Source organism: Rosenbergiella sp. YN46 (genome assembly GCF_036620675.1).
GTDB lineage: Bacteria > Pseudomonadota > Gammaproteobacteria > Enterobacterales > Enterobacteriaceae > Jejubacter.
Genome location: NZ_JAZHEE010000007.1, coordinates 35456 through 60979, shown reverse-complemented (window position 1 = coordinate 60979; position 25524 = coordinate 35456). Strand labels below are relative to the sequence as shown.

Below are 25524 nucleotides of genomic sequence, written 5' to 3'. Positions count from 1 at the left end.
GATAAGGTCTGGAAAATGGAAGAATTACCGGTGTATGTTTTCCGATGGAAGAAAGTGCATGAGCAATTTCTGATAGATAATAATATTTTCCTTAAGCATGGTAACAGGGTAAAAGGCGTTCATAGCCGAAGTATTCCTTTGCTCTTCAAAAGAGGCGATAAAATTAAAATAAAAGGAACCGTTATCGCAGAGGAATACTCCATGATGCCACATAAAGGATTTTGTTCCGTTGGCGCTTTTTCTCGTCCGACTTGTACTTTTCCGAATGGTGTTCGAATCGGGAGATATTGTAGTATTGCCAGTAGGGCGATTGTTATGGGAGGACAGCATCCCCTGCATCGTTTCACGACCAGCACATTGACCTACAGCAGAGAATATGAAGCGCTTTCCTGTACACAAGGCGGTAGCTGGAAGATCAAACCTCATCTGACTGATATTGGCCCACCCGTTATCGGTAATGATGTTTGGATCGCAGATGATGTGGTCATAAAAGGAGGGATAACTATTGGAGATGGTGCTGTTGTGGCCGCTAACGCTGTCGTTACAAAAGATGTCCCCCCTTATGCCATTGTTGCTGGTGTCCCGGCGAAAATCATTAAATATCGATTTTCGGATGGCGTGATTAAAGAAATGCTGCGTCTGAAATGGTGGGAGTATAAATTTACCGATTTACCTGATAACTCACATTGCGATGATATTGATTATTTTATTAGGAGTTTATCGGATAAAATTGATAACAGGGAAATATCTCCGGTTCAATATAAAACGTTTAATTTAGGTCAGTTGTTATCGGCGTTATAATCAGAGCGTCCGCCAGGGGGCTGATGGTGTAGTTATTCTTGCCACTTTCTATCCCCCGCGACATTTTTCTGCCGATTTTCGGTGATATCAGGCATGGCACTGATAGATATATCTCCGGATGAGACTAATATTTGTACTTGCGGCATAGATACTTGGGATAAAAACGACGGGTTGGGGGATGTGAAAGTGATTATACAGATTACAACCGAGGGCACCTAACCCTTTCCCTCCCCACATTGCCCACTTAATGAGTATGGTTAAATGCAGCCACAATCGATACGCTCGAAGGATAACAGGGAGGTGACTGAACCGCCCGAACGACACGATACATGCACGTGGGTTTACGGCGCCATGCTACCTGGCGCCGTTTTTTTATGGTTTTTTCTGAACGATATTTTATTTGTGCAAAAGGGCTGAGAAACAAAAGCGCTATGAGGCTTTATTTTGTTTCTGACTCTGGGGATTATCTGGTGTAATATTTTGCTGTTTATTATTGTCCTGGAACTACGCTCTGATAAATAAGTTTTTAATGTGATTAACCACCACTCAGAAAAGAGCCGGCCCCTGTGCTCCCTGACCTGAACCGCCAGGCTGTGTATGCGAACCAATAGAATAATAGCCTCTGGATCGTCGAATTATTAAACAAAATCACTAAATGAGTGGTTGCACCTGAAATGTCTATATGTCACAAATTGTTAAGGCGCTGATATTTGCATTCAGGCTACTATCGCCCTTCAGGTTTTGACCTGGATAAGAACCGGTCTGCGGTTCGAAATAATAATAGAGTGGGATTTTGTACAGTGAAAAAAAAATTATCAGCGATCGCGCTGGGGTTATTGAGTGCGACCCAGGCAGTGGCAAACGATCAGGCACAGAGCAAAGGTTTTATCGACGACAGCCATATGGATGTGCTGTTACGCAACGCATACATCAAACGCGACTATAAAGAGCCGGGGATGCGTGACCGCGCAGAGTGGGGGCAGGGGATTATTGCCAATTTCCAGTCCGGCTATACTCAGGGGCCAGTGGGCTTTGGGGTGGACGGTATCGCCCAGTACGCGGTGCGTCTTGACGGCGGTCGCGGGCGCAGCGGCGCAGGCGGCATCGATTTCTTTGCTCAGGATAACGACGGTAAGGCGCGTTCTCAGCTTGCTAAATTTGGTGCCCGGGTGAAGATGCGTTTTTCCAGTACCGAACTGAGCTATGGTACCCAACTGCCGCAGCTGCCGGTTCTGAGCGCCGATACCTCCCGGCTGCTGTATGAAACCTATACCGGTTTCATGCTGACCTCGCGTGAGATCGACGGTCTGGAAGTGAACGCCGGTTACTTTACCGATGAGCAGCGTAAGAGCGACGATCGCCACGACAGCGGATTGAGCAGCATCAGTTTTGGCGGCGCCAGCTATCAGTTTAACGACCGCTTCAGCGCGGCCTTCTACGCCTCGGACGTGGAAGATGTGCTGAACCGCCAGTATTTGAATCTTAACTTTAACCAGCCGTTCGCCAGCGATCAGAAGTTGGTGCTGGACTTTAATGGCTATAACTCCCGTTTGGATCGGGGTTACGCCGAAAGCCTGGATACCGGGCGCAGCAACACCATCTGGAGCCTGGCGGCCAGCTACACCTGGTACGTCCATACCTTTAAGCTGGCGTACCAGCAGAGCAGCGGCAGCACCGGTTATAACTACGGCGGCTATCGCGATCAGGGCGGCGTGGGCGACGGTGGCAACAGCATCTGGTTGGCCAACTCCTACTGGTCTGATTTTAACGCCGAAGACGAACGCTCCTGGCAGGCGGCGTATTCTCTGGATTTCGCCGGTCTGGGCGTGCCGGGTCTGACCTGGGATATCGCTTACGTGCGCGGGGATAACATCCACACCGCCGCCAGCAGCAATGGTAAAGAGCGTGAGCTGTTCAACCAGCTGCAATATAAGGTGCAGAGCGGGCCGGCGAAGGATCTGTCGCTTAAAGTTCGTTACTCGGTACTGCGGGTATCGAACAGCGCCAGCGACTATAACTCCAGCGGTAATGAGATCCGCGTCTTTGTCGACTACCCGTTTAACGCCTTCTGATGTCGGGAATGGCGTAAAATGTGGGGGAGGGCGTGAGCCCTCCTTTTTTATCGCCGTTTTTTAAGGTTCAGCGCGGATTAGCGTGCAGTGTTCGAAAGCGGAAACAAAAAACCGGCAGAATATGTTGATGCGGTGGGCTGTGCCGTTCATTGCCGGGGTGAGGGTGACAGACGGCTCCGGCGCCCGGTTTCAGAACAAAAGCGGCAGAATATGACGATGCGGCGGGTGTTCCGTTCACTTCAGGTTTCTGCTTCTCTGCTGATTCACCGGTTCCGCAACCGACAGATAAAAATAACCGTAAGGTGAACGGAACCTTCACCAGCGCGACATACTCTCCCGGAAGCCGGGGCAGCCGCCGGTAACTCCCGCTTCACGCTAATCCGCGATGAACTTTTTTAAGGCTGGTCCGATTGGCGATCATGTATCAGAATGAAATAGTGCAAGGAAAGATTATTATGGAGAAAAATAGCATGAAGTATTGTATTGCCGCGTTGGCAGCGGTGTTGCTGGCAGGGTGCACTACCGCGCCGGATTCTCCGACGCGCGGTGGCGAGTCGCGGGCCGGGATGGCGAATCCCGCCTCTGTGTGGTGTAAAGAGAAAGGCGGCATTCAGGTACCCATCCAGAGCCCGCAGGGGGTACGCACCGACTGTAAACTGCCCAACGGTGAAGTGCTGGATGAATGGGCGCTGTGGCGCCGCGATCATCCCCGGTAATTTTCCCTAATCGTAAACCGGCTGCGCGGCTATCGCCGCCGCCACCTCCCGATAGTCCCAGGTGGTAATCTCCCAGGGATTACCCCAGGGATCGCTCAGGTACAGCGACCAGGTCAGTCGGTGGTCCGTTTCGGTAAACGGGACTTTCTGCTGCTGCAGATGGGCCATGGCCTGAATAAAGCCGGCTCCGGTCACCTGAAAGGCAACGGTGTGTCCCTGGCCCTTATCCGGTCGTTCAAACAGCGCCAGTGCCACCCCGCCGTTGCTTATCGTCATTGGCCCCCCTTCGTCGTACCAGTGACGTAGTTTTTCAACCGGGGTGAATCCCAGGGCGTTCTGATACCACCCCAGCGCGAGTGCCATATCCGGCACGTAGACATGAATGTGATCAACACCTGTCAGAGAAAGAGACATAGAGGCTCTCCGTCTGTTAACGGTAATTTAACTATAGCTGCCGGTTTGCAACTTGTGTTTGAGGAATTTTGGTTGAGATAAATCTTAAATATTTACTTTTCGCCGCAAAAATGGTCAGATCGCTGCCGTCAAAATTCAATGGGTAGAGAAGATGTACCAGTTAAAACCCGGTGCGCTGGCGCTGATTGTCGGCGCGAAGACGGCGGTCGGTCGCAGGAATATTGGAAAGTCGGTGGAGCTGTTCGGTTTGTGTCGCAGCGGAGAACGCTTTATTAACCCGGTTAACGGCGTGGTGACTGAGCTTCCGCCCGGCGCCCGCCCGCTGTGGCTGGTCACCGGCGATGTGGTTTCTTTCGACGGCCAGTCCGGTTTTGCCTTTGTGCGCCCCGAATTTCTGATGCCGCTGGATGGCGAACCGGCGCCGTCGCTCACGCTTGCCGACGCTCTTAATTAATCGGCCAGACCGCGCAGATAGTCGGCCAGCACCAGAGCGTGATTCTGTGCGGTGTTCTTTGCGGCATAGAGCAGGGTAAGCGGCCGTCTGCGGGCGATTTCCGCCAGCCGCCGGGTTTCCTCCGGTGCCTGTGCCAGTTCGGCGCGGTAGCGTTGGCTGAAGGTATCAAAATCAATCACCTCACTATGCAGCTCCTTACGCAGCTCTGGCGAGGGCGTAACAGCTTTACACCATTCGTCATATTGTAGCTCGCTTTTTTTCACGCCCCGCGGCCAGAGCCTGTCCACCAGCACCCGATAGCCATCACTCTTACTGACATCCTCATAGACCCGCTTGCACTGAATCATACTCTCTCCTGTTATGACTGCCGATATTTACCCTACACCCGCGCCGGTAGTCTGGCAAAGCCGATACGGCGGCTGAGTTGATCTTAGCTTACCGGCAGTCCATGCTATGGCGCTTTGCATACAGGAGGCTCTATGTCACAAGGCGTTTTACATATCGCACTGGTTGGCGACCGCAACCCGGATGTTCCCGCTCATCAGGCTATTCCACTGGCGCTGGATGATGCGGCGGCGGTACTGGATCTGACCCTGGAATATCGTTGGCTGGCGACCACGGCGATCGCCGAAGGGGAAAGCCTGGAGCCGTTCGATGCCGTCTGGGCGGTGCCGCACAGCCCGTATCATAACCCGCAGGGGGCGCTAATGGCGATTCGTTACGCCCGGGAGAATGCGTTGCCGTTTCTGGGAACCTGCGCTGGCTTCCAGTATGCGGTGCTGGAGTATGCCCGCCACGTTCTGGAATGGGCGGATGCGGCCCATGCGGAAATTTCCGACCAGGGGAGGCAGGTGATCGAGCCTGCGGTCTGTCCGTTAAACAACGTTGAGCAGGTGGTGGAATTGCGTCCCCACACCATTGCGGCCAGAGCCTGGGGAAAAACAGAAATTGTCGCGCTCTATAACTGCAGCTATCAGGTAGCCCCCACATTTATCGCGGAGCTTGCAGATCAACCGCTGAAGGTCAGCGGCTGGGATGAAGAAGGGGAACCGAGAATTGTGGAGATTCCCGAACACCCCTTCTTCGTCGCCACGCTGTTCCAGCCGGAACGGGCGGCGTTATCGGGGCGTCCGGTGCCGCTGGTTCATGAGCTGCTGCGGGCAGCCGCGCGTTGAGGCGGTTCGTCGATTTCGCGATCGCGCCCGGCGCATAAGCCGAATATCGCCATGGCGCTGGCCAGAAGGGTACAGACCAGTAGCGGCAGTGTCCAACTGCTGGAAACATCGTGCAGTTTCCCCATCAGCGGCGGCCCGCAGGCTGCCAGAAGGTAACCGACGCTTTGAGCCATACCCGACAGGGCGGCGGCCTGATGGGCGGAGCTGGCGCGCAGGCCGATAAAGCTCAGGCCGAGAATCATGGTGGCGCCGGAACCGAAGCCGAACAGCACCACCCACAGCGACGCCAGAGCCGGCGCCAGCCACAGTCCGAGGGCGCTAAGGGCGCACAGTAGCGCCACCAGCAGAGCGATAACGCGCTGATCGTTCATCCGTGCCAGCACCAGACCGATAAACAGCCCGGGTGCCGCGGTGGCCAACTGCATCAGGCCGTGCAGGGTGCCTGCCTCGCGCGGACTGAAACCGTGACTCACCAGAATTGCCGGCAGCCAGCCCACCACCACGTAGTAGATCAATGAATTCAACCCCAGAAATAGCGTGACCTGCCAGGCAAGCGGCGAGCGCCACAGGCTTCGCACCATAGTTCCCGGGCCGCTGCTGACGTTTGCGCTCTGGCGCTGACGCAGATGCGGCAGCCACAGTAACATTGCCAGTATCGGGAATAGCGTCAGCGCCAGCAGCGCGCCCTGCCAGCCCCAGCCCATGAGTGCGGCGGGAACCACCAGCGCCGAACCGCAGGCGGCCGCGACGCCCATGGTCAGCGAATAGGCGCCGGTCAGTTTGGCGACCTTATCCGGAAAGTCGCGCTTGATAAGCCCCGGCAGCAGCACATTGCCCAGCGCGATACCGCTGCCGATAATCAGGGTGCCCAGCCACAGCATGCTTGCAGCGCCGCTGGAACGCAGCGCAATGCCCAGGGTGATAATCAGCATCGCCAGCCCCAGGCTACGCTCCATGCCCAGGCGACGCGCCAGGCTGGCAGCCAGAGGCGAAATCGCGGCGAAAGCCAGTAGCGGCAGGGTGGTCAGCAACCCACCGGCGGTGGCGGAAAGCTGGAAGCTGTCGCCGATGGGCCCCAGCAGCGGGGCAACAGCGGTGAAGCTAACGCGCAGCGTCATCGCGGTCACCAGAATGGCCAGCAGCAACGGCCAGCCGCCAGAAGTACGGGGGGATGTCATTATTCTCATCTCACATAATTTACCGGTTGCACAGGGTACGCCGTCCCCTGATATGATGAAACAGATTAAAATGACAGATTATCGCTAAATTCGGACAAAATAATGGAAAGAGACCTGGGCCTGGAGGGGTATAATCCGGACAGCCACCACGATCCCGCCGTGGCGTTTCATATTCGGGTGCAGGAGAGCGATCGCGAGATCCCGTTTCATCATCACCGCAAGGGCCAGCTGATTCTGGCGCTGCATGGCGGCATTACCTGCGAAGTAGCGCAGGCGATGTGGATGGTGCCGCCGACAACCGCGGTGTGGATCCCTGGGGGAATGCCCCACAGCAACCGGGCCACTGCCAGTGCCCGACTCTGTTTTTTGTTTATCGAACCCGACGCGGTAGCCATGCCGGATCGCTGCTGTACGCTGCGTATTTCGCCGCTGGTGCGGGAACTGATCCTGGCTCTGGCTCGCCGCCCGATGGAACAACTGGAACAGGAGGCCACCCGGCGCCTGATTCAGGTGCTGTTCGATGAACTACCGGGGCAGCCGGAACAGCAGTTCTGCTTGCCAGTTTCCGGGAATCCCAGAATTCGGGCTATGGTGGCGTCTATGGTGCAGGAGCCGGGTTTGCGTCGCACGCTGGCGGAATGGGCGACGGAGCTTGCCATGAGCGAACGCAGTCTGGCGCGCCTGGTGCTGCGGGAAACCGGGCTCAGTTTCCGGCGCTGGCGCCAGCAGTTGCAACTGATCCAGGCATTACGCCTGTTGATTGGCGGCCAGACGGTACAGCAGGTGGCGGGCGCGCTGGGTTACGACTCCACGACTGCTTTTATCACCATGTTTAAAAAGGGGCTGGGGCAGACGCCAGGCCGTTATCTGGCGTCGATGTCTCCTGAATAGGGCGGCAGGCCGTTTTTTCTTATGCCGTCGCTCTTTCATTTCAGGCGTCGGTGTACTGAATATTTCCATCTACAATGCGCCATATGGTAGAAGCGAATTTCTGCGCCTTTTAACGTTTGTTCGGTAGCAGCGGCTTGACGGCCCAGTGAAGGATGTGATTTATGCAGCCCCTATTGCTTACCCACCACCAGAGAAATCAGCCCGGCGGCGATCAGTGGGCCGACCGGCACGCCGCGAAATAGCGCCACACCGAGGACGGTGCCTACCAGCAGGCCGCCTACCAGCGTTGGCTGGCTGCTCATCAGGCTGACGCCGCGCCCGCCCAGCCAGGAGACAAAAACGCCAACCGCCACCGCCAGCAGCGACTTCCAGCTCATAAAGGCATGGAGCAGGGTAGACGACGGGAGTGAGCCGCTGGCAATGGGGGCCATTACGCCGATAGTCAGGATAATGATCCCGACCGTGAGTCCCTGTTTTTCTATCCAGGGAAAGTAGTGGTTAAGAGGGGTGATTTTAATCACAATCAGCACCAGAATGGAGATGGTGACGGTGGTGTTGTGGCTTACCAGGCCCAGTGCGGCCAGCGCCACCAGGATAAGAAGCGTGCTATCAAACATCGGGATGATCCTTCCCCTGCCAGAGTCAAAGTCACAAAACCATTACTCTACATGGCTCGCGGCCGTCAGGGGAGGATTTTACTTTGGGCACCTGCCCGAATCACGACGCAATACGACGAAACTCGACCAGTTCGGGCCGGGCAATACGCAGATAGTCCGCGCTATTGAGGAGCATGGAACGATCGAGCCGCCCGGCGTTAAAGGCGATTTCGTCAAAGCGCTCAAACAGCAGCGGGTCGGCTACCAGCTTCAGGGCCGGGTGAAAACTGAAGGGCGGGATAGCGCCAAACACGCAGCCGGTTAATTGATCGACTTCCGCGGGGCTTGCCAGTGAGGCTCGCAGACCGCCGATGCCCTGCGCCAGGGCGGCGAGATCCGCCTGCTGGTCCGCGGCCAGCACTGCCAGCACATGTTGATTCAGTCCGTTGCCTTTTACCTTGCAGACCAGCGCCTTGGCGCCCTGACCCAGCGCGGTGCCGCGCAGTTCAGAGACCGCTTCGCATTTGCCGACTGCTTCGTGAGACATCACCCGAAAGTCTGCCGCCTCTGCGGTGAGCAACGCCACCAGGCGCTGATGAATATCGTTAAGCGGGGGGATTACGGTCATGATGTTCTCCTTAAAATGACGGTCACCACCAGCCCAGATAGCTCCCCACCCAGACCACGATAGCGATGAGGATCAGTATAAGGGTGGTTTTGCGCATTGTGGCGGCCTCCGGGCTTGTTGAGGGAAAGGGGGTTGGGAAAAGAGAGTGCCTTTCGCGACTCACGGCGTCAAGCGGCAAAAATCAGACAGGAAGGGGTATTCGGTAATATCCGTGACGTCATAGCTGTATTGGCAGGCGAGGAATATAGAAAAGGGAATCAGGCAGATTAAAACAGCCAGCAGGAGACGCTGTGCTGGCTGTTTTAGGGGATCAGCTGTGGCTTTCGCTGTTTTGTTTATGGAACAGTTCGCGGAATACCGGGTAGATATCCTCCTGGTCGCGGATGTGCTGCATGGCAAAGTTATCAAACATTGTCTGCAGGTGCTCATATTCACGCCACAGGGTTTGATGGGCGCGCCGGGTGATTTCGATGTAGCTGTAGTAACGCACTACCGGCAGAATCTTTTTGGCCAGCAGTTCGTGACACAGCGGCGAGTCATCGGCCCAGTTATCGCCATCCGATGCCTGGGCGGCGTAGATATTCCACTGAGCCGGGTCATAGCGCGCCTTCACCACTTCATCCATCAGCTTCAGGGCGCTGGAAACGATGGTGCCGCCGGTCTCCTGCGAATAGAAGAATTCGTGCTCGTCCACCTCTTTGGCCTGGGTATGGTGTCTTATATAAACCACCTCCACGTTTTTATAGGTCCGGCTCAGAAACAGGTAGAGCAGGATGTAAAAACGTTTGGCCATATCTTTAGTGGCCTGATCCATCGAACCAGAGACATCCATCAGGCAGAACATCACTGCCTGGCTGGAAGGTTCGGGACGCTTCTCGTAGTTACGGTAGCGCAGATCGAAAGTATCGATGAACGGTACTCTGGCGATACGTTCGCGCAACGCTTCTATTTCGTGTTTCAGGCGCTCTTCTTCCAGCAGCATGGCCGGTTCGCTACGCTGCACCTGCTCCAGGCTGGCTTCCAGTTCCCGAAGCTGGCGGCGCTTACCGGCATTCATGGCGGTACGGCGCGCCAGTGAGTTCTGGAGTGAACGCACCACGCTGATATTCGCCGGGACACCATTGGCGGTATACCCGGCGCGGTGGGTCTTAAACTCAGTCAACTGGCGTTGCTGATTCTTCTTCAGATTGGGCAGGGCCAGATCCTCGAACAGCAGATCCAGGTACTCGTCTTTGGAGATCTGAAACACAAATTCGTCCTGACCTTCGCCTTCGGGGCTGGCCTGCCCCTGGCCGCTTCCGGAACCTTCGCCGCCCCCCTGGGGCCGCTCGATGCGGTCATTCTGAATAAAGTGATCGTTACCGGGATGGACGCGCTGGCGCTGGCCGCCGCGCCCCTGATGAAACATTGGCTCGTTGATATCGTCCGTTGGAATGGATACCGACTCACCGCTTTCCACATCCGTGACCGAACGTTTGTTGATGGCCCCGGAGATCGACTGTTTGATTTGCGACTTATAGCGACGCAGGAAGCGCTGGCGGTTCACCATGCTCTTGTTCTTGCCGTTCAGGCGTCGATCAATAAACCAGGTCATAGGCCCCCCTGACTTCGACTGTCATAAAACAGGTAAAGGCCGCGGCGCATCACCGCGGCCGCCTGGCGTTAAGAGGACTTACGTACTCGCAGATACCATTCGCACAGCAAACGCACCTGTTTGCGGGTGTAGCCCTTTTCCATCATACGATCGACAAAGTCATCGTGTTTCTTTTGTTCGTCGGTCGAGGTTTTGGCGTTAAAAGAAATGACCGGTAACAACTCTTCGGTATTAGAGAACATCTTCTTCTCAATAACCGTGCGCAGCTTTTCATAGCTGGTCCAGTTCGGGTTGCGGCCATTGTTATTGGCTCTGGCGCGCAGTACGAAGTTGACTATCTCGTTACGGAAATCTTTGGGATTGCTGATTCCCGCGGGTTTTTCAATTTTCTCCAGCTCGGCGTTCAGCGCTTCGCGGTCAAACAGCTGGCCGGTATCCGGATCGCGATACTCCTGATCCTGAATCCAGAAGTCGGCGTAGGTTACGTAACGGTCAAAGATGTTCTGACCGTATTCTGAATAGGATTCCAGGTAGGCGGTCTGAATCTCTTTGCCGATAAACTCGGCGTATTTGGGAATCAGATAGCCCTTCAGATATTCCAGATAACGCTCAGCCTGCTCCTGTGGGAACTGTTCGCGCTCGATCTGCTGTTCCAGTACGAAGAACAGATGTACCGGGTTGGCGGCTACTTCGGCGTGGTCGAAGTTGAAGACCCGGGAGAGGATCTTAAAGGCGAAGCGGGTGGACAGGCCGTTCATCCCCTCATCGACTCCGGCATAGTCGCGGTACTCCTGATAGGACTTCGCTTTCGGATCGGTATCTTTCAGGCTTTCGCCGTCATAGACCCGCATCTTCGAGTAAATACTGGAGTTTTCCGGCTCCTTAAGGCGCGACAGCACCGAAAAGCGCGACAGCGTCTCCAGGGTTCCGGGGGCGCAGGGGGCGTGAGACAACTCGCTGTGATTCAGCAGTTTCTCGTAGATGCGGATCTCTTCGGAGATCCTCAGGCAATAAGGCACCTTCACGATGTAAACGCGGTCAAGGAAGGCCTCATTGTTTTTGTTATTGCGAAACTGCACCCATTCCGATTCGTTGGAGTGGGCCAGAATAATGCCGCTAAAGGGCAGGGCGGAAATGCCTTCGGTGCCGTTATAATTCCCTTCCTGGGTGGCAGTCAGCAGCGGATGCAGCACCTTAATCGGCGCTTTAAACATCTCCACGAATTCCATAATCCCCTGGTTGGCGCGGCACAGGGCGCCGGAGTAGCCGTAGGCGTCCGGATCGTTCTGAGCGTGATCTTCCAGCTTGCGGATATCCACCTTACCCACCAGCGCGGAAATATCCTGGTTGTTTTCGTCGCCTGGCTCAGTTTTGGCGATAGCCAACTGCTCCAGTATCGAAGGCCAGACTTTCACCACCCGGAACTTAGTGATATCGCCGCCGAATTCGCGCAGCCGCTTGGCGGCCCAGGGCGACATAATGGTGCCGAGATAACGCTCAGGAATGCCGTACTCTTTCTCCAGAATCTGGGCATCTTCCTGGGGATTAAACAGGCACAGCGGGTGATCGTTCACCGGGCTGCGTTCGCCATTGGCGCTTAGTACATAGATAGGCACCTTCTGCATTAATGCTTTCAGGCGTTCGGCAAGGGAGGATTTACCGCCGCCGACCGGCCCCAGCAGATAGAGGATCTGCTTTTTCTCCTCCAGCCCCTGGGCGGCGTGCTTCAGATAAGAGACAATCTGCTCGATAGCCTCCTCCATGCCGTAGAACTCTTCAAAAGCCGGGTAGCGTGCCACCACCCGATTCGAAAAGAGACGGGACAGCCGTGGATCCTGGGCGGTATCAACCATTTCAGGCTCACCGATGGCCATCAATAGCCGCTCCGCCGCATTGGCATAGGCACTGCGATCTTGCCGGCAAATGGTAAGAAACTCCTGCAGTGTGAACTCTTCGTCCTTGGCAGCTTCGTAGCGCTGGCGATAGTGATCGAATATATTCATGGCATGCCGTCCTTTCGTTTTTTAGCACAGGTGATAAGAGCCGTTCGTATGAATAATGGAGGCTCCGGAAGACGTAATCTGATAATGCAACCCCGATACCGGCCGATTTCATCAGCGCGGCGACTGTGCTACTGCGCTTCAGGGTTATCCACCTTCTAAAATTTAAGCGTAGATGCATTTGGGAAACTTGCATTGGCGGTTGAGTAAATTTCAACGACATATCAATAACTCATCTGATATAGCCTGATTTCCGTTTAAAAGTCCGGCGCGATATTCACCCGGTCGTCATCCCACCGTCAGCGCTATGTCATCTAACGCGGTGATGCTGTGATGTTTTCTTATTGTGCGCAGGGGGTTGGGAAAATGTTTTAGTTCGGCCCCGGGTACGGGTACACTTCCCGACGGGAACACAAGATGAAAGGATTAAAATACTGTGACCAAATTCAAACTTCTTGCCGTGGCGGCGCTGGTTGCGGCTACCGCTAACACCGCGTTTGCCGACGAGGGGATCTGGTCGCTGGGGGCGGCGGCTTATATTCAGAACAGCCCCTATAAAGGCACCAATACCAAAACCCGGCCTGCGCCGATGGTGGGGTATGAAGGGAAGAACTTCTATCTGCGCGGCTTTAACGCCGGCTACTACCTGTGGAACGACAAGACCGATAAGCTGTCGATCGCCGCATGGTATTCGCCGCTGCGTTTTCGCCCCAAGGATAGCGGCAACCATCAAATGCGTCACCTGGATTACCGTAAGTCCACCATGATGGCCGGGCTGAATTACGCGCACTATACCCAGTACGGCTACCTGCGTACCTGGCTTGGGGGCGACGTTCTGGGTGAAAGCAATGGCGTAACCTGGGATCTGGCGTGGCTGTATCGCTATACCAATGGTCGTCTGACCGTCACGCCGGGGATCGGCGCTACCTGGAACAGTGAAAACCAGAACCAGTACTATTATGGGGTACGACGCAGTGAATCGTCGCACAGCGGTATTCGTCACTATAATGCGGACAGCGACTGGAACCCTTATGTGGAACTATCGGTCAACTATAACCTGACCGATCACTGGAGCATCTATGGCATGGGCCGCTATATTCGCCTGGGCGATGAGGTGAAAGACAGTCCAATGGTGGATCGCAGCTGGATGGGGATGTTGCTCACCGGCGTGAACTATCGTTTCTGAGGTTAACCGAAGCGGTAGCAGAGTAAAATAGCGGGGTGCTCAGGCACCCCGTCAGGTTGATGAAAAAGAGGAAAAAACGTGGTTTTTCCCTCTTTGCGGTTATCAGCCGAAAATCAATGGATTGATTTTCCTTGTTTATTTTTCTGGTGATTCAGGGCCGAACAGCTTCGGCCCTGGTTTATCATCGGTCTCACGGGGTGCTCAGGCACCCCGTTTGCTTATCTGCGATAGGGGGGCATAACATGGGGAAAAGCATCAGTCTGGCTGGACAAAGGCTACCGGCTCTGGGGCAGGGAACCTGGTATATGGGGGAGGATCCCGCGAAGCGTCATCAGGAGGTTGCGGCGCTTCAGGCGGGCATCGATCTTGGCCTGCGGCTTATCGATACCGCAGAGATGTACGCCGAAGGTGGCGCGGAGCGAGTGGTGGGGGAAGCCATTCGCGGGCGTCGCGACCAGGCGTTTATCGTATCGAAGGTATATCCGTGGAACGCCGCAGGCACGCGCGGCGTGGCGGCCTGTGAAGCCAGCCTGAAGCGGTTAGGCACCGACCATATCGATCTCTATCTGCTGCACTGGAGTGGGGATATTCCACTGGAAGAGACGCTGACGCTGATGAGCGAGCTGCAGCGCCAGGGCAAGATCGGCCGCTGGGGCGTCTCTAACCTGGATATCGATGAAATGCGCACGCTGTGGGCGCTGGCGGGTGGCGAAGCCTGCGCTACCGATCAGGTGTTGTATCACCTGGCCTCGCGCGGTATCGAAACCGATCTGCTGCCCTGGTGTCGGGAACAGGAGATGCCGGTGATGGCCTATTGTCCGCTGGCCCAGGCCGGAAGGCAGCGCCAGGGACTGATGCAGCATCCGCTGCTGGTGGAACAGGCTCAGATGCTGGGAATAAGCGTGGCGCAACTGCTGCTGGCGTGGGTGATTCGACGTCCGGGAGTCATTGCTATCCCCAAAAGCGCCTCACTGGCGCACGTGCGAGATAACGCCGCCGCGCTTGAGATTTCCCTGAGCGACGCGCTGCTTAGCCGTCTGGACGAGGCTTTTCCGGCTCCGACGCATAAAGGGCCGCTGGATATTGTCTGATGACGATACCGGACGCCGCCGCCTGGCAGCATCCGGTCAGGAGCTTTAATCTTTCAGCACTTTGACAGTGCAGGCCAGACGCGAAGGCTGGCCGGGGCGGGCGCGCTGAGGTACGGTTACTGACGCGGTCTCGACGCAGACCATGGTTCGGTAGCCGTCGTCCGGCATATCGGCCATGCTGGCGGAAAGGGCGGGGCCCGGGTTCCAGCCGACAACGTTACTGTTGAAATGGTGCGTTATTTCGATGGTACGGCCCAGTTTGCCATCTTCAATCCGGCTAACGTTATCCGGCGTCAGGTAGACGCGATCGGTACGATCCGGGAAGGTCTGTACGCCGTCGGCAAGGCGGCCTTCTTCGCCGTTGTTTACCTTATCGATATAGCGTTCGCCCAGCCCGGCGACGCGTACCCGGGCGATATCACCCACCAGGAAGTAGCTGTGCAGCGCCGCGGTGGTTTCGAAGTCACCGTGGGCTTCCAGCGCCATTTCACATTCGGCACCGAGCCGGAAGTGCGCCAGCAACTGGAAGTCATGAGGCCAGAAACGGCGGGTTTCTTCGCCGCTCAGCAGTTCGAAAGTCAGGCTGACGCCGTCGGTGTCCTGCTTATGTTCTTTCAGTTGCCACGGCAGGTTGCGGGCAAAACCGTGGGAGGGAAAGCCCTGCTGCGTTGACGGGCCAAACCAGGGCCAGCAGACAGGCACGCCGCCGCGCAGCGCGCTACCGGCGGTAAACGGGGTATTGCTGCTCAGCCAGATAACTTCTTGTTCTCCGGCGGGCTGCCAGGAGAGCAGGTGGGCGCCCTGCAGCGCAAAGGCGGCGCGCACGGCGGGATGCTCCACCACAATCAGGTCCAGTTCGTCCAGTTTGCGGCGGGAGACGGTATCGCTTAGCTGATCGACGACGGACAGCGCATAAATATCGGTACTCATGGGTATCTCCTTGTCGGATGCAATAAAAAAGGCCCCACAGAGGGGCCTTTTGCCGAACGCTGATTTCAACACACCTTATTTGGAGATGTGGGCGATCAGGTCCAGTACCTTGTTGGAGTAGCCAGTTTCGTTGTCGTACCAGGAAACCAGTTTCACGAAGTTGTCGTTCAGTGCGATACCGGCTTTGGCATCGAATACGGACGTGCAAACTTCGCCGTTGAAGTCGGTGGAAACCACGTCATCTTCGGTGTAGCCCAGAACGCCTTTCATCGGACCTTCAGAAGCGGCTTTGATAGCCTTCTTGATGTCTTCGTAAGAAGCGGATTTTTCCAGGCGAACGGTCAGGTCAACAACGGAGACGTTCGGAGTCGGAACGCGGAACGCCATACCGGTCAGTTTGCCGTTCAGTTCCGGCAGGACTTTACCTACCGCTTTAGCTGCGCCGGTGGAAGACGGGATGATGTTCTGAGCAGCACCTCGGCCGCCGCGCCAGTCTTTGTGAGACGGGCCGTCAACGGTTTTCTGAGTGGCGGTGGTCGCGTGAACGGTGGTCATCAGACCTTCGATGATGCCGAAGTTGTCGTTGATGACTTTAGCCAGCGGCGCCAGGCAGTTGGTGGTGCAGGAAGCGTTGGAAACGATGTCCTGGCCTGCGTAGGTTTCAAAGTTGGCGCCGCGAACGAACATCGGCGTGTTGTCTTTGGACGGGCCAGTCATAACCACTTTTTTCGCGCCAGCGGTGATGTGCTTACGTGCGGTTTCATCGGTCAGGAACAGGCCGGTCGCTTCAGCAACCACTTCAACGCCAACTTCGTTCCACTTCAGGTTAGCCGGATCTCTTTCAGCGGTAACACGGATGGTTTTACCGTTAACAACCAGATGGCCGTCTTTCACTTCTACGGTACCGTTGAAACGGCCGTGAGTGGAGTCGTACTTCAGCATGTAAGCCATGTAATCCGCGTCCAGCAGATCGTTGATAGCGACGATCTCGATGTCAGAACGTTCCTGAGCGGCACGGAAAACAATGCGGCCAATGCGGCCAAAACCGTTGATACCTACTTTGATAGTCATATATTCCACCAGCTATTTGTTAGTGAATAAAAGGTTGGTTGTAAAATTACAAAAACCTTACGCAGCGTCAAGCGGAATCGTGTCAATCATTGCGACAAATCAAACCGACGGAGGGGAGATTCGCCTCCACAATTCCATTCTGCTGCCACCCATATGAGGGCGATGCGGCAGATTTTAAAGCGCCCTGGATAAGAAAGTGTGAATAAGATCACAAATGATGGCGCATTCGCTATTATGGGCTGAGTTTAGAACAAAACCGGCACCCACGCTGTTAATGTTTTGTTAGAATCGAAATCGAAGACCCCTGATATGCATACAGAGAGCGCTGTATATGGCTAACTCAAAATCGACCGAAGAACTGAAGCAATCCCTGAATGAAATGCAGTACTACGTGACGCAGCAGCAGGGCACTGAGCCGCCGTTTAGCGGGCGTTTGCTACATAACAAGCATGACGGTATCTACCACTGTCTGGTGTGCGATGCGCCGCTGTTTAACTCCATCACTAAGTACGATTCCGGCTGCGGCTGGCCCAGTTTTTATGAGCCGGTCAGCGAAAGCGCTATCCGCTATCTGAAGGATTCTTCTCACGGCATGGAACGTATTGAGATTCGCTGCGGAAACTGCGACGCCCATCTGGGCCACGTTTTTCCGGACGGCCCGCAGCCCACCGGCGAGCGCTACTGCGTGAACTCCGCTTCCCTGAGCTTCAACGACGGCAGCGGCAGCGAACGAATCAAGGGCTGAAAAAACGATTCAGCTACCTTCCCGGGAGAGTATGAACTATGAGTATGGAGATGGATCAGATCCTGGCGGCGATGACGCCTGAGGTTTACCAGCGTCTTGCCACCGCCGTCGAGCTGGGTAAATGGCCGGATGGCGTGGCGCTGACGCCGGAGCAGAAAGAGAACACCCTGCAGCTGGTTCTGTTGTGGCAGTCGCGTAATAATCATCAGCCTGAGCATATGACGCTGGGCACCGATGGTCAGATCGTGATGAAGAGCAAACAGCAACTGAAGCAGGAGTTCGGTATCGAACCGGCGCCGTTCGTTACCCTGAAACCGGAACGAGAGTAATTACTGGCCCGGGAAAAACCGGGCCGGTATGTCTATAGCTGAAACGCTTCAATTTCGGTGCGCAGTATCGCGCCTGCCGCCGCCATTTCCGCCAGCGCCTGTTCACTGTCCTGGGGTGAAATATTCACCCCGCGGCAGCCATCGGTGATAAGCGTTACCTGGTAGCCGAGCCTCAGGGCATCCATCACCGTAAATTTGACGCAGTAGTCGGTCGCCAGTCCCATCACGATAAGCCCGCTCACTTCATGGTGGCGTAGCCAGCCGTCCAGCGCCGTCTGATGACGCTGTCCGTTGTCGAAGAAGGCGCTGTAGCTGTCCACCTGCGGATCCTCGCCCTTATAAAACAGCGCATCGATAGCCTGCTGGTGGAGCTCCGGATGCAGCGCCGCGCCCGGACTGTTCTGCACGCAGTGATCCGGCCACCAGGTCTGGGGCAGACCCGCCAGTTCACCCTGAGTGTAAGGCGCTTCTCCCTGCTGGCTGGCGAAGCTGCCGTGATTCGCCGGGTGCCAGTCCTGGCTGGCCAGTACGGCGATCCCCCGGGCCTGACAGGCATCGATGAGTCGGTTGGCGACGGCGATGACGCTATCGCCATCCGGCACCGCCAGGGCGCCGCCGGTGCAAAAATCATTCTGCAGGTCGATCAGTAACAGGGCGCTACGGGTCATGGCGTTGCTCCTTCGGTTTCCGGGGTCAGTTCACCGCGCAGGTTTTGCGCCATCGCCGCTCGAATAGCGGGAGCCTCCAGCCCCTGGCTTAACAGCCAGTGCAGTTTGGTCAGGGTCGCTTCTACCGTCATATCGGCGCCGCCGACCACGCCGGCATGGGCCAGGGCGTTACCGGTGGCATAGCCGCCCATATTGACGCGCCCCGACATGCACTGGGTTAGATTCACCACCACGATGCCGCGTTCGCTGGCCGCCCGTAGCTCACCCAGAAAATCGGCGTGCTGAGGCGCGTTGCCGACGCCGTAGGAGCGCAGGATCAGCGCCCGTACCGGCTGGCGCAGGAAGTTGCCCACCACATCGGCCGAAATACCCGGATAGATGGTCACCACCCCAATAGGCTGCGGCGTAATGGTGTGCACGAGTAGTTCGCCGTGGCCAGTGGGAGCCGCCGGCGTATTCAGGCGCCGGATATGGATCCCGGCTTCAAGCAGCGGCGCCAGGTTAGGCGAAGCAAAGGCATCGAAGCCATCGGCATGAGCCTTGGTGGTACGGTTGCCGCGATACAGGCGGTTATTAAAAAACAGCGTGACCTCGTTAACCGGGTAGTTGGCCGCCACATACAGCGCGTTCAGAAGATTGGTCTGTCCGTCTGAACGTAATTCCGCCAGTGGGATTTGTGACCCTGTCACAATTACCGGCTTGCCCAGATTTTCCAGCATGAAAGAGAGCGCTGAAGCGGTAAAGGCCATGGTATCGGTGCCGTGCAGGATCACAAAGCCATCATAGTCGTGGTAGTGGGCTTTAATGTCATCGGCGATATGCTGCCAGTCTTCCGGCGTCATATCCGATGAGTCCATCAGCGGCTGATATTCGTGGATAGTAAAGTCCGGCATTTCCGGGCGGTGAAACTCCGGCATCAGTGCGAGCTGGCGCTGCAGATGGCCGGATACCGGAATGTACCCCTGTTCGGAGCGCTGCATCCCAATGGTTCCGCCGGTATAAGCGACGTAAATCGATTTCTTTGGCATCAGAGGACTCTGGGCTGAAATAAACAGCCGCAATATAGCCAGGGTTCCGGGAAAAAAACAGCCCGGCAGGCGCCGGGCTGGGGCAAATGATGAACTCAGGGCCGGATACCTCCGGCCCAAATTCCTCTTAAAATAAACAAGGAAAATCAATTTATTGATTTTCGGCGACTTACCCAAAGAGGGAAAAACCACGTTTTTCCCTCTTTAGCCGCAATCATAGCCCGGCAGGCGCTGGGCTATAGGGGAAAGCTACTTCACATCACCACAGGTCAGGCACAATGCATAGCGATTTTGGGGATCGTTCAGCGCCTGCCATTTGTCGCCCTGGGCTTTCAGCTCGCTGGTGGCCTGCGCCAGCGGTGCCGGCAGGTACGCCAGCAGCGCTTTGGGCAGCGAAGCCTGCACTGAGGCGCCCATTTGGCTCAGCAACTGATCGAACAGACCCGGATCGTCCAGCTGGAACTTCAGGTGCCACTGTTTCAGTTTCGCCAGCTCCGCCGCCTTGTTAACGGCGTCATCAAAGTCGCCCAGGCTATCCACCAGGCCATTCTGTCTGGCGTCCTGGCCTGTCCAGACGTGACCCTGGGCAATCTGGTCGATCTGCTCCGGCGTCTTGTTGCGCGATTTCGCCACCAGGTTAATAAAGCGCTGATAACCGTTTTCGATGCTCAACTGCATCATCTGCTGAACTTCCGGAGGCAGCGCTTTGGTGGTCGATACGTCCGCCAGCGGCGAGGTGGCGACTCCGTCAGTATTGACGCCCACGCTCTTCAGACTCTCTTCAAGGGTCGTGATAACCCCGAAGATGCCGATAGAGCCGGTCAGGGTGGTGGGGGATGCCACGATATAGTTCGCCGGGGTCGAGATCCAGTAACCGCCGGAAGCCGCCATACCGCCCATAGAAACCACAATCGGTTTGCCCTGCGCCTTCGCCGCGGCCAGCTCTTCGCGAATCACTTCAGAGGCGCTGACGCTGCCTCCGGGGCTGTTAACCCGCAGTACGATGGCTTTGACGTTGGGATCGAGCCGGGCTTCGCGAATGTGCGCCGCCGTGGTGTCGCCGCCCATATTACTGGCGGAGTCTTCGCCGTCTATGATCGCACCGCTCGCCAGAATTACCGCAATAGCGCCGCCTTTCTGCGCAGCGGGCTTGACGCTGTAATCATAGAGACTGGTGGCCTTATAGGTTTTCTGCTTGTCGTCCCAGCCGAACTGCTTGCCCAGTGCCTGGTCGACCACGTCGGAAGTGGCCAGCTCATCCACCAGCTTGTTCTTCAGAGCGTACTGCGCGGTATCGCCTTTCAGCTCGGTCAGCTTGCTCAGCAGCCCCTGGGCGCCGGGGAAGATTTGTTCAGCCGGAACCTTACGGTTAGCGGCGATGGTGTCAAGGTAGTTGCTCCAGAGTTCGCCAATCCAGCGGCTGTCCGCCTCACGGGCGGCATCGGACATATCATCGCGGATAAATGGCTCTACGGCGGACTTGTAGGTGCCCACCCGGAATACGTGGGTGTTGACCTTCAGCTTTTCCAGCAGTGACTTATAGTACATGCCGTTAGTGGCAAAACCGTGCAGATCCACCTCGCCCTGCGGAGAGAGCCAGATCTTATTGGCGAAGCTTGCCAGCAGGTACTGCCCCTGGCTGTAGTTCGCTCCCCGGGCGTAAACCGGTTTGCCGCTGGCGCGAAACTCCTGCAGCGCCTTACCGATGTAGCGCATCGAAGGCTGATCGGCGCCGGCAAAGTTTTTCAGATCGAGCACGATGCCGGTAATATTCGCGTCGTCCTTCGCCTGACGAATGGCATCGACAATATCGAACAGCGAGTTTTCCTGAAGCCGGTCGGAGCTGGCGCCGAACAGCTGGCGGCCCAGTATTCCCAGCTTATTGCTGACCGAGGGTTTATCGACCACGACGCCGGTAATATCCAGCAACAGCGCGCCGCGCTCGGTGGGTCGGCTGGTATCGGACGTCAGGCTACTGAACTGCATCCAGACGCCGACGCCAACCAGAACCAGGAAGATAAAGAACAGGTTAAGTACCAGTTCCCTGATGAAATTCAGCAGGCGCCAGCTCCATTTAAAAAAGCCAGCAAAGATTCGCCAAAGGGTGCGCATGTATTCTCCATAACCAGATAGATATCACTGCCAGCGATCCCGTGGCAGCCAGTATATTGTTTATCCTAAATATACGCAGGCGGATTGTCAGCAGGAATCGGCGCTGTGCTGTAACAATCTACCTTGCTGTGTTAATTTCATGGGAAAGCATCGTTACTGGAGTTAAAAATGGATGCATTAGAACTGTTAATTAACCGCCGCAGCGCTTCCCGCCTTGCGGAGCCGGCGCCGCAAGGCGAAGCGTTACAAAATATTCTGCTGGCCGGTATGCGGGCGCCGGATCACGGCGGTCTGCAACCCTGGCGCTTTTTCCTGATCGAAGGGGAAGGGCGCGCGCGCTTCAGCCTGCTGCTGGAAGAGGCAGCGAAAGCCAAAGGCCTGGATGAAAAGGGGATCGAAAAGTCGCGTACCTCGCCGTTTCGCGCGCCGCTGATTATCACCGTAGTGGCCCACTGCGAAGATCATCCAAAGGTGCCGCACTGGGAACAGCTCTGTTCCGCGGGCTGTGCGGTGATGGCAATGCAGATGGCGGCCCAGGCTCAGGGCTTTAACGGTATCTGGCGTAGCGGCCCCTGGACCGAAGATGCAGCAGTACGGGCCGCTTTTCACTGCCGCGAGCAGGATAAAATTGTGGGCTTCCTCTATCTGGGTACGCCACAGCTCAAAGCGGCGACCTCGATTAGCGTGCCGGATATCACACCGTTCGTGCAACGATTCTGAAACTTCCTCCTGGCTGTCTGGATTATGAGCAAAAGCAGCGCAATTCGGATGGCCACTCTTACCACTCCCGCATTCTGGCGCTACCATATGGGCCATAGCCAATGACAGGAGAGGTCCATGAGTGAGCAAGCCATTCGTTTGACGCAATATAGCCACGGAGCCGGTTGCGGCTGCAAAATTTCCCCGAAGGTGCTGGAAACCATTCTGCACAGCGAACAGGCGAAGTTCATCGATCCGAACCTGCTGGTGGGCAATGAGACCCGTGATGATGCGGCCGTTTACGATCTGGGCAATGGCACCAGCATCATTAGCACCACCGACTTTTTTATGCCGATCGTCGACGATCCTTTCGACTTCGGCCGCATTGCCGCCACTAACGCCATCAGCGATATATATGCGATGGGCGGCAAGCCTATCATGGCGATTGCCATTCTGGGCTGGCCGCTGGATAAGCTGGCCCCGGAAATCGCCCGTCAGGTGACCGAAGGGGGGCGTGAAGCCTGCCGTCAGGCGGAGATCGCCCTGGCGGGCGGCCATTCCATCGATGCGCCTGAGCCCATTTTCGGTCTGGCGGTCACCGGCGTGGTGCCTACCGAACAGATTAAGAAAAACAGCACCGCCCGGGCGGGATGCAGGCTTTATCTCACCAAGCCGCTGGGCATTGGCGTACTGACCACGGCCGAGAAAAAATCGTGCCTGCTGCCGGAACATAAAGGTCTGGCGACCGAAGTGATGTGCCGGATGAACAAACCCGGCGCGCAGCTGGCGAAGCTGGACGGCGTGATGGCGATGACCGACGTCACCGGCTTTGGCCTTCTGGGTCATCTGAGCGAAATGTGTCAGGGCGCCGGCGTTCAGGCTGAAGTCTGGTTTGATCGGGTGCCGAAACTTCCCGGCGTCGAGGCCTATATCGATCAGGGCTGCGTGCCTGGCGGCACCGAGCGTAACTTCGCCAGCTACGGTCACCTGATGGGCGAGATGCCCGAGGCCTGGCGCTGCCTGCTGTGCGATCCCCAGACTTCCGGTGGCCTGCTGCTGGCGGTGGCACCGGAAGCTGAAGCGCAGGTGCTGGAACAGGCGCTTCAGCTGGGGCTGGAATTAACGGCTATCGGCGAGCTGCGCGAGGCCCGGGGCGGACGCCCGATGATCGAGGTGCGCTGATTCCATGCGGCTGTTTATCGCGGAAAAGCCGAGTCTTGGGAGAGCCATTGCCGATGTGCTCCCTAAACCTCATCGTCGCGGCGATGGCTATATTGAATGCGGCAACGGCCAGGTGGTGACCTGGTGCGTGGGCCACCTGCTGGAGCAGGCGCAGCCGGACGTCTATGATGGCCGCTACGCGCGCTGGAATCTGGCCGACTTGCCTATAGTCCCGGAAAAGTGGCGGCTGCAGCCGCGGCCATCGGTCGCCAAACAGCTTAACGTCATCCGTAAGCTGCTGGATCAGGCCAGTGAAGTAGTGCACGCCGGGGACCCGGATCGCGAAGGACAGCTGCTGGTTGACGAGGTGCTCGACTATCTTGAGCTGACGCCGGAAAAGCGGCGTCAGGTTCAGCGCTGTCTGATTAACGATCTCAACCCGCAGGCGGTGGAGCGCGCCATTTCAAAACTACGCGCCAATAGCGAATTTGTGCCGCTGTGCGTTTCGGCGCTGGCACGTGCCCGCGCCGACTGGCTGTATGGCATCAATATGACCCGGGCCTGGACCCTGCTGGGGCGTAATGCCGGCTATCAGGGGGTGCTGTCGGTCGGACGAGTGCAGACGCCGGTGCTGGGGCTGGTAGTGCGCCGCGATGAAGAGATCGAAAACTTCGTGCCGCGCGATTTCTTCGAGGTGCGCGCCCATATCGTTACTCCAAAGGATGAGCGCTTTGTTGCGATATGGCAGCCCAGCGACTCCTGCGAGCCTTATCAGGATGAAGAGGGACGGTTGCTGCACCGCGGGCTGGCGGAGCACGTCGTTACACGTATCACCGGTCAGCCCGCCACGGTAACGGCCTATAACGATAAGCGCGAATCGGAAACGGCGCCGCTGCCGTTTTCGCTATCCAGTCTGCAGATTGAAGCCGCAAAGCGCTTCGGGCTCAGCGCCCAGACGGTGCTGGATACCTGTCAGAAACTGTATGAAACCCACAAGCTGATTACTTATCCCCGCTCTGACTGCCGTTATCTGCCGGAAGAGCACTACGCCGGGCGCCATTCGGTGCTGAACGCTATCGGCGTTCACGCGCCGGGTCTGCTGCCGCAACCGGTGGTGGATCCCGAACTGCGCAACCGCTGCTGGGACGATAAAAAGGTGGATGCCCACCATGCCATCATCCCGACCGCCCGCGGCAGCGCCGTGAAGCTGACGGAAAATGAGGGGCGTATTTATGAGCTTATCGCCCGTCAGTATCTGATGCAGTTCTGCCCGGATGCGGTATTTCGCAAGTGCGTTATCGATCTCGATATCGCGGGCGGCCGCTTTGTGGCGAAGGCGCGTTTTCTGGCGGAGGCCGGCTGGCGTACCCTGCTGGGGGCAAAAGAGCGTGATGAAGATAACGACGGTACGCCTTTGCCGGTGGTGGCTAAGGGCGACGAGCTATTGTGCGAAAAGGGCGAGGTGGTCGAGCGCCAGACCCAGCCGCCGCGGCACTTTACCGACGCTACGTTGCTGTCGGCCATGACCGGTATTGCGCGTTTCGTGCAGGATAAGGATTTAAAAAAGATCCTGCGCGCCACGGATGGACTGGGTACCGAGGCGACCCGGGCGGGGATTATCGAGCTGCTGTTCCGGCGCGGTTTTCTGGTCAAGAAGGGGCGCTATATCCACTCGTCGGACGCGGGAAGGGCACTTATCCACTCGCTGCCGGAGATCGCCGGACGCCCGGATATGACCGCCCACTGGGAATCGGTACTGACGCGCATCAGCGAAAAGCAGTGCCGCTATCAGGATTTTATGCATCCGCTGGTGGATACCCTGCATGAGTTGATAGGTCTGGCGCGTAATACGCCGGTGCGCCAGTTTCGCGGCCTGGTAGCGCCCCAGCCACAGACGGAAAAACGCGCTACCCGTAAAGGCGGCGCGGCGAAAGGCAGACGCCGGGGGAGTCGCAGCGGCGAAGAGGCCGCGCCCGGCGTTTAAT

General features: G+C 56.8%; 25 protein-coding genes. 13 read left to right on the top strand and 12 right to left on the bottom strand.

Annotated elements, in window-relative coordinates; genetic code table 11:
* The first annotated feature begins 15 nt into the window (after positions 1–15).
* The 3 genes from V3W49_RS08160 (at position 16) to V3W49_RS08150 (ending at position 3589) form a co-directional block, all read left to right on the top strand.
* Positions 16–801: a CatB-related O-acetyltransferase gene (locus V3W49_RS08160; RefSeq protein WP_500144848.1), complete on the top strand. Its 786-nt coding sequence runs from the start codon at positions 16–18 to the stop codon at positions 799–801.
* Positions 802–1601: 800 nt separating this feature from the next.
* Positions 1602–2873: an OprD family outer membrane porin gene (locus tag V3W49_RS08155; RefSeq protein ID WP_500144847.1), complete on the top strand. Its 1272-nt coding sequence runs from the start codon at positions 1602–1604 to the stop codon at positions 2871–2873.
* Between the two features lie 470 nt (positions 2874–3343).
* Positions 3344–3589, top strand: a complete 246-nt coding sequence (locus V3W49_RS08150; RefSeq protein WP_500144942.1) for a putative hemolysin — start codon at positions 3344–3346, stop codon at positions 3587–3589.
* 6 nt (positions 3590–3595) lie between these two features.
* Here V3W49_RS08150 and V3W49_RS08145 read toward each other — a convergent pair whose 3' ends face one another.
* Positions 3596–4003, bottom strand: coding sequence for a VOC family protein (locus V3W49_RS08145; protein ID WP_500144846.1), 408 nt, complete (start codon positions 4001–4003; stop codon positions 3596–3598).
* A 151-nt stretch (positions 4004–4154) separates the two neighbouring features.
* Between V3W49_RS08145 and V3W49_RS08140 the strand changes: the two genes are divergently transcribed.
* Positions 4155–4457 (top strand): hypothetical protein, encoded by a 303-nt coding sequence (locus V3W49_RS08140; RefSeq protein ID WP_500144844.1) that lies wholly within the window; start codon positions 4155–4157, stop codon positions 4455–4457.
* On the opposite strand, the gene V3W49_RS08135 is transcribed toward V3W49_RS08140, so the two are convergent.
* Positions 4454–4804, bottom strand: a complete 351-nt coding sequence (locus V3W49_RS08135; RefSeq protein WP_500144843.1) for a DUF488 domain-containing protein — start codon at positions 4802–4804, stop codon at positions 4454–4456. The two genes, V3W49_RS08140 and V3W49_RS08135, sit on opposite strands and share 4 nt — an antisense overlap.
* Before the next feature lie 132 nt (positions 4805–4936).
* On the opposite strand from V3W49_RS08135, the gene V3W49_RS08130 reads away from it, so the two are divergent.
* Entirely contained in the window at positions 4937–5632 is a 696-nt protein-coding gene (locus V3W49_RS08130) for a CTP synthase C-terminal region-related (seleno)protein (RefSeq protein ID WP_500144841.1), read from the top strand.
* Here V3W49_RS08130 and V3W49_RS08125 read toward each other — a convergent pair.
* Positions 5602–6819 carry an MFS transporter gene (locus tag V3W49_RS08125; RefSeq protein ID WP_500144840.1) on the bottom strand — a complete coding sequence of 406 codons (1218 nt, stop codon included), beginning with the start codon at positions 6817–6819 and terminating at the stop codon, positions 5602–5604. The two genes, V3W49_RS08130 and V3W49_RS08125, sit on opposite strands and share 31 nt — an antisense overlap.
* A gap of 93 nt (positions 6820–6912) precedes the next feature.
* On the opposite strand from V3W49_RS08125, the gene V3W49_RS08120 reads away from it, so the two are divergent.
* Entirely contained in the window at positions 6913–7701 is a 789-nt protein-coding gene (locus V3W49_RS08120; RefSeq protein WP_500144839.1) for an AraC family transcriptional regulator, read from the top strand.
* Positions 7702–7871: 170 nt separating this feature from the next.
* On the opposite strand, the gene V3W49_RS08115 is transcribed toward V3W49_RS08120, so the two are convergent.
* The 4 genes from V3W49_RS08115 to yeaG all read right to left on the bottom strand — a co-directional run bounded on the left by V3W49_RS08115 (position 7872) and on the right by yeaG (position 12522).
* Positions 7872–8318: a DUF441 domain-containing protein gene (locus tag V3W49_RS08115; protein WP_500144838.1), complete on the bottom strand. Its 447-nt coding sequence runs from the start codon at positions 8316–8318 to the stop codon at positions 7872–7874.
* A 100-nt stretch (positions 8319–8418) separates the two neighbouring features.
* Entirely contained in the window at positions 8419–8925 is a 507-nt protein-coding gene (locus V3W49_RS08110) for a YbaK/prolyl-tRNA synthetase associated domain-containing protein (protein WP_500144836.1), read from the bottom strand.
* A 310-nt stretch (positions 8926–9235) separates the two neighbouring features.
* Positions 9236–10519, bottom strand: coding sequence for a YeaH/YhbH family protein (locus V3W49_RS08105; protein ID WP_500144834.1), 1284 nt, complete (start codon positions 10517–10519; stop codon positions 9236–9238).
* Between the two features lie 68 nt (positions 10520–10587).
* Complete coding sequence (yeaG, locus tag V3W49_RS08100; protein WP_500144832.1) at positions 10588–12522, bottom strand: protein kinase YeaG; 1935 nt, start codon at positions 12520–12522, stop codon at positions 10588–10590.
* Between the two features lie 433 nt (positions 12523–12955).
* Between yeaG and V3W49_RS08095 the strand changes: the two genes are divergently transcribed.
* Positions 12956–13705, top strand: coding sequence for a MipA/OmpV family protein (locus V3W49_RS08095; protein ID WP_500144831.1), 750 nt, complete (start codon positions 12956–12958; stop codon positions 13703–13705).
* 242 nt (positions 13706–13947) lie between these two features.
* Positions 13948–14796 (top strand): aldo/keto reductase, encoded by an 849-nt coding sequence (locus V3W49_RS08090; RefSeq protein ID WP_500144829.1) that lies wholly within the window; start codon positions 13948–13950, stop codon positions 14794–14796.
* Between the two features lie 45 nt (positions 14797–14841).
* Here V3W49_RS08090 and V3W49_RS08085 read toward each other — a convergent pair whose 3' ends face one another.
* Positions 14842–15726 carry a D-hexose-6-phosphate mutarotase gene (locus tag V3W49_RS08085; protein ID WP_500144828.1) on the bottom strand — a complete coding sequence of 295 codons (885 nt, stop codon included), beginning with the start codon at positions 15724–15726 and terminating at the stop codon, positions 14842–14844.
* 75 nt (positions 15727–15801) lie between these two features.
* A complete protein-coding gene (gapA, locus tag V3W49_RS08080; RefSeq protein WP_500144827.1) occupies positions 15802–16797 on the bottom strand; it encodes a glyceraldehyde-3-phosphate dehydrogenase in 996 nt (331 codons plus the stop codon).
* A gap of 331 nt (positions 16798–17128) precedes the next feature.
* Between gapA and msrB the strand changes: the two genes are divergently transcribed.
* Positions 17129–17542, top strand: coding sequence for a peptide-methionine (R)-S-oxide reductase MsrB (gene msrB / locus V3W49_RS08075; RefSeq protein ID WP_500144825.1), 414 nt, complete (start codon positions 17129–17131; stop codon positions 17540–17542).
* A 44-nt stretch (positions 17543–17586) separates the two neighbouring features.
* Positions 17587–17871, top strand: coding sequence for a YeaC family protein (locus V3W49_RS08070; RefSeq protein ID WP_500144941.1), 285 nt, complete (start codon positions 17587–17589; stop codon positions 17869–17871).
* 32 nt (positions 17872–17903) lie between these two features.
* On the opposite strand, the gene pncA is transcribed toward V3W49_RS08070, so the two are convergent.
* The 3 genes from pncA to sppA form a co-directional block, all read right to left on the bottom strand.
* Entirely contained in the window at positions 17904–18539 is a 636-nt protein-coding gene (gene pncA, locus V3W49_RS08065; protein WP_500144824.1) for a bifunctional nicotinamidase/pyrazinamidase, read from the bottom strand.
* Positions 18536–19567: an asparaginase gene (gene ansA / locus V3W49_RS08060; protein ID WP_500144823.1), complete on the bottom strand. Its 1032-nt coding sequence runs from the start codon at positions 19565–19567 to the stop codon at positions 18536–18538. The genes pncA and ansA overlap by 4 nt, the downstream gene beginning before the upstream one ends.
* A gap of 249 nt (positions 19568–19816) precedes the next feature.
* A complete protein-coding gene (gene sppA / locus V3W49_RS08055; RefSeq protein WP_500144822.1) occupies positions 19817–21679 on the bottom strand; it encodes a signal peptide peptidase SppA in 1863 nt (620 codons plus the stop codon).
* Between the two features lie 168 nt (positions 21680–21847).
* Here sppA and V3W49_RS08050 point away from each other — a divergent pair, with 168 nt between their 5' ends.
* The 3 genes from V3W49_RS08050 (at position 21848) to V3W49_RS08040 (ending at position 25523) form a co-directional block, all read left to right on the top strand.
* Positions 21848–22399 carry an NAD(P)H nitroreductase gene (locus V3W49_RS08050; protein WP_500144821.1) on the top strand — a complete coding sequence of 184 codons (552 nt, stop codon included), beginning with the start codon at positions 21848–21850 and terminating at the stop codon, positions 22397–22399.
* 117 nt (positions 22400–22516) lie between these two features.
* A complete protein-coding gene (gene selD / locus V3W49_RS08045) occupies positions 22517–23560 on the top strand; it encodes a selenide, water dikinase SelD (RefSeq protein ID WP_500144820.1) in 1044 nt (347 codons plus the stop codon).
* Between the two features lie 4 nt (positions 23561–23564).
* Positions 23565–25523, top strand: a complete 1959-nt coding sequence (locus V3W49_RS08040; protein WP_500144819.1) for a DNA topoisomerase III — start codon at positions 23565–23567, stop codon at positions 25521–25523.
* Position 25524: the final 1 nt, after the last annotated feature.

Bases quoted from the DNA above. Each gene is read 5' to 3' on its own strand.
- V3W49_RS08160 (WP_500144848.1), top strand. From the start codon at position 16: ATGGAAGAATTACCGGTGTATGTTTTCCGATGGAAGAAAGTGCATGAG.
- V3W49_RS08150 (WP_500144942.1), top strand. From the start codon at position 3,344: ATGAAGTATTGTATTGCCGCGTTGGCAGCGGTGTTGCTGGCAGGGTGC.
- V3W49_RS08145 (WP_500144846.1), bottom strand. From the start codon at position 4,003: ATGTCTCTTTCTCTGACAGGTGTTGATCACATTCATGTCTACGTGCCG.
- V3W49_RS08140 (WP_500144844.1), top strand. From the start codon at position 4,155: ATGTACCAGTTAAAACCCGGTGCGCTGGCGCTGATTGTCGGCGCGAAG.
- V3W49_RS08135 (WP_500144843.1), bottom strand. From the start codon at position 4,804: ATGATTCAGTGCAAGCGGGTCTATGAGGATGTCAGTAAGAGTGATGGC.
- V3W49_RS08130 (WP_500144841.1), top strand. From the start codon at position 4,937: ATGTCACAAGGCGTTTTACATATCGCACTGGTTGGCGACCGCAACCCG.
- V3W49_RS08125 (WP_500144840.1), bottom strand. From the start codon at position 6,819: ATGAGAATAATGACATCCCCCCGTACTTCTGGCGGCTGGCCGTTGCTG.
- V3W49_RS08120 (WP_500144839.1), top strand. From the start codon at position 6,913: ATGGAAAGAGACCTGGGCCTGGAGGGGTATAATCCGGACAGCCACCAC.
- V3W49_RS08115 (WP_500144838.1), bottom strand. From the start codon at position 8,318: ATGTTTGATAGCACGCTTCTTATCCTGGTGGCGCTGGCCGCACTGGGC.
- V3W49_RS08110 (WP_500144836.1), bottom strand. From the start codon at position 8,925: ATGACCGTAATCCCCCCGCTTAACGATATTCATCAGCGCCTGGTGGCG.
- V3W49_RS08105 (WP_500144834.1), bottom strand. From the start codon at position 10,519: ATGACCTGGTTTATTGATCGACGCCTGAACGGCAAGAACAAGAGCATG.
- yeaG (WP_500144832.1), bottom strand. From the start codon at position 12,522: ATGAATATATTCGATCACTATCGCCAGCGCTACGAAGCTGCCAAGGAC.
- V3W49_RS08090 (WP_500144829.1), top strand. From the start codon at position 13,948: ATGGGGAAAAGCATCAGTCTGGCTGGACAAAGGCTACCGGCTCTGGGG.
- V3W49_RS08085 (WP_500144828.1), bottom strand. From the start codon at position 15,726: ATGAGTACCGATATTTATGCGCTGTCCGTCGTCGATCAGCTAAGCGAT.
- gapA (WP_500144827.1), bottom strand. From the start codon at position 16,797: ATGACTATCAAAGTAGGTATCAACGGTTTTGGCCGCATTGGCCGCATT.
- msrB (WP_500144825.1), top strand. From the start codon at position 17,129: ATGGCTAACTCAAAATCGACCGAAGAACTGAAGCAATCCCTGAATGAA.
- V3W49_RS08070 (WP_500144941.1), top strand. From the start codon at position 17,587: ATGGAGATGGATCAGATCCTGGCGGCGATGACGCCTGAGGTTTACCAG.
- pncA (WP_500144824.1), bottom strand. From the start codon at position 18,539: ATGACCCGTAGCGCCCTGTTACTGATCGACCTGCAGAATGATTTTTGC.
- ansA (WP_500144823.1), bottom strand. From the start codon at position 19,567: ATGCCAAAGAAATCGATTTACGTCGCTTATACCGGCGGAACCATTGGG.
- sppA (WP_500144822.1), bottom strand. From the start codon at position 21,679: ATGCGCACCCTTTGGCGAATCTTTGCTGGCTTTTTTAAATGGAGCTGG.
- V3W49_RS08050 (WP_500144821.1), top strand. From the start codon at position 21,848: ATGGATGCATTAGAACTGTTAATTAACCGCCGCAGCGCTTCCCGCCTT.
- selD (WP_500144820.1), top strand. From the start codon at position 22,517: ATGAGTGAGCAAGCCATTCGTTTGACGCAATATAGCCACGGAGCCGGT.
- V3W49_RS08040 (WP_500144819.1), top strand. From the start codon at position 23,565: ATGCGGCTGTTTATCGCGGAAAAGCCGAGTCTTGGGAGAGCCATTGCC.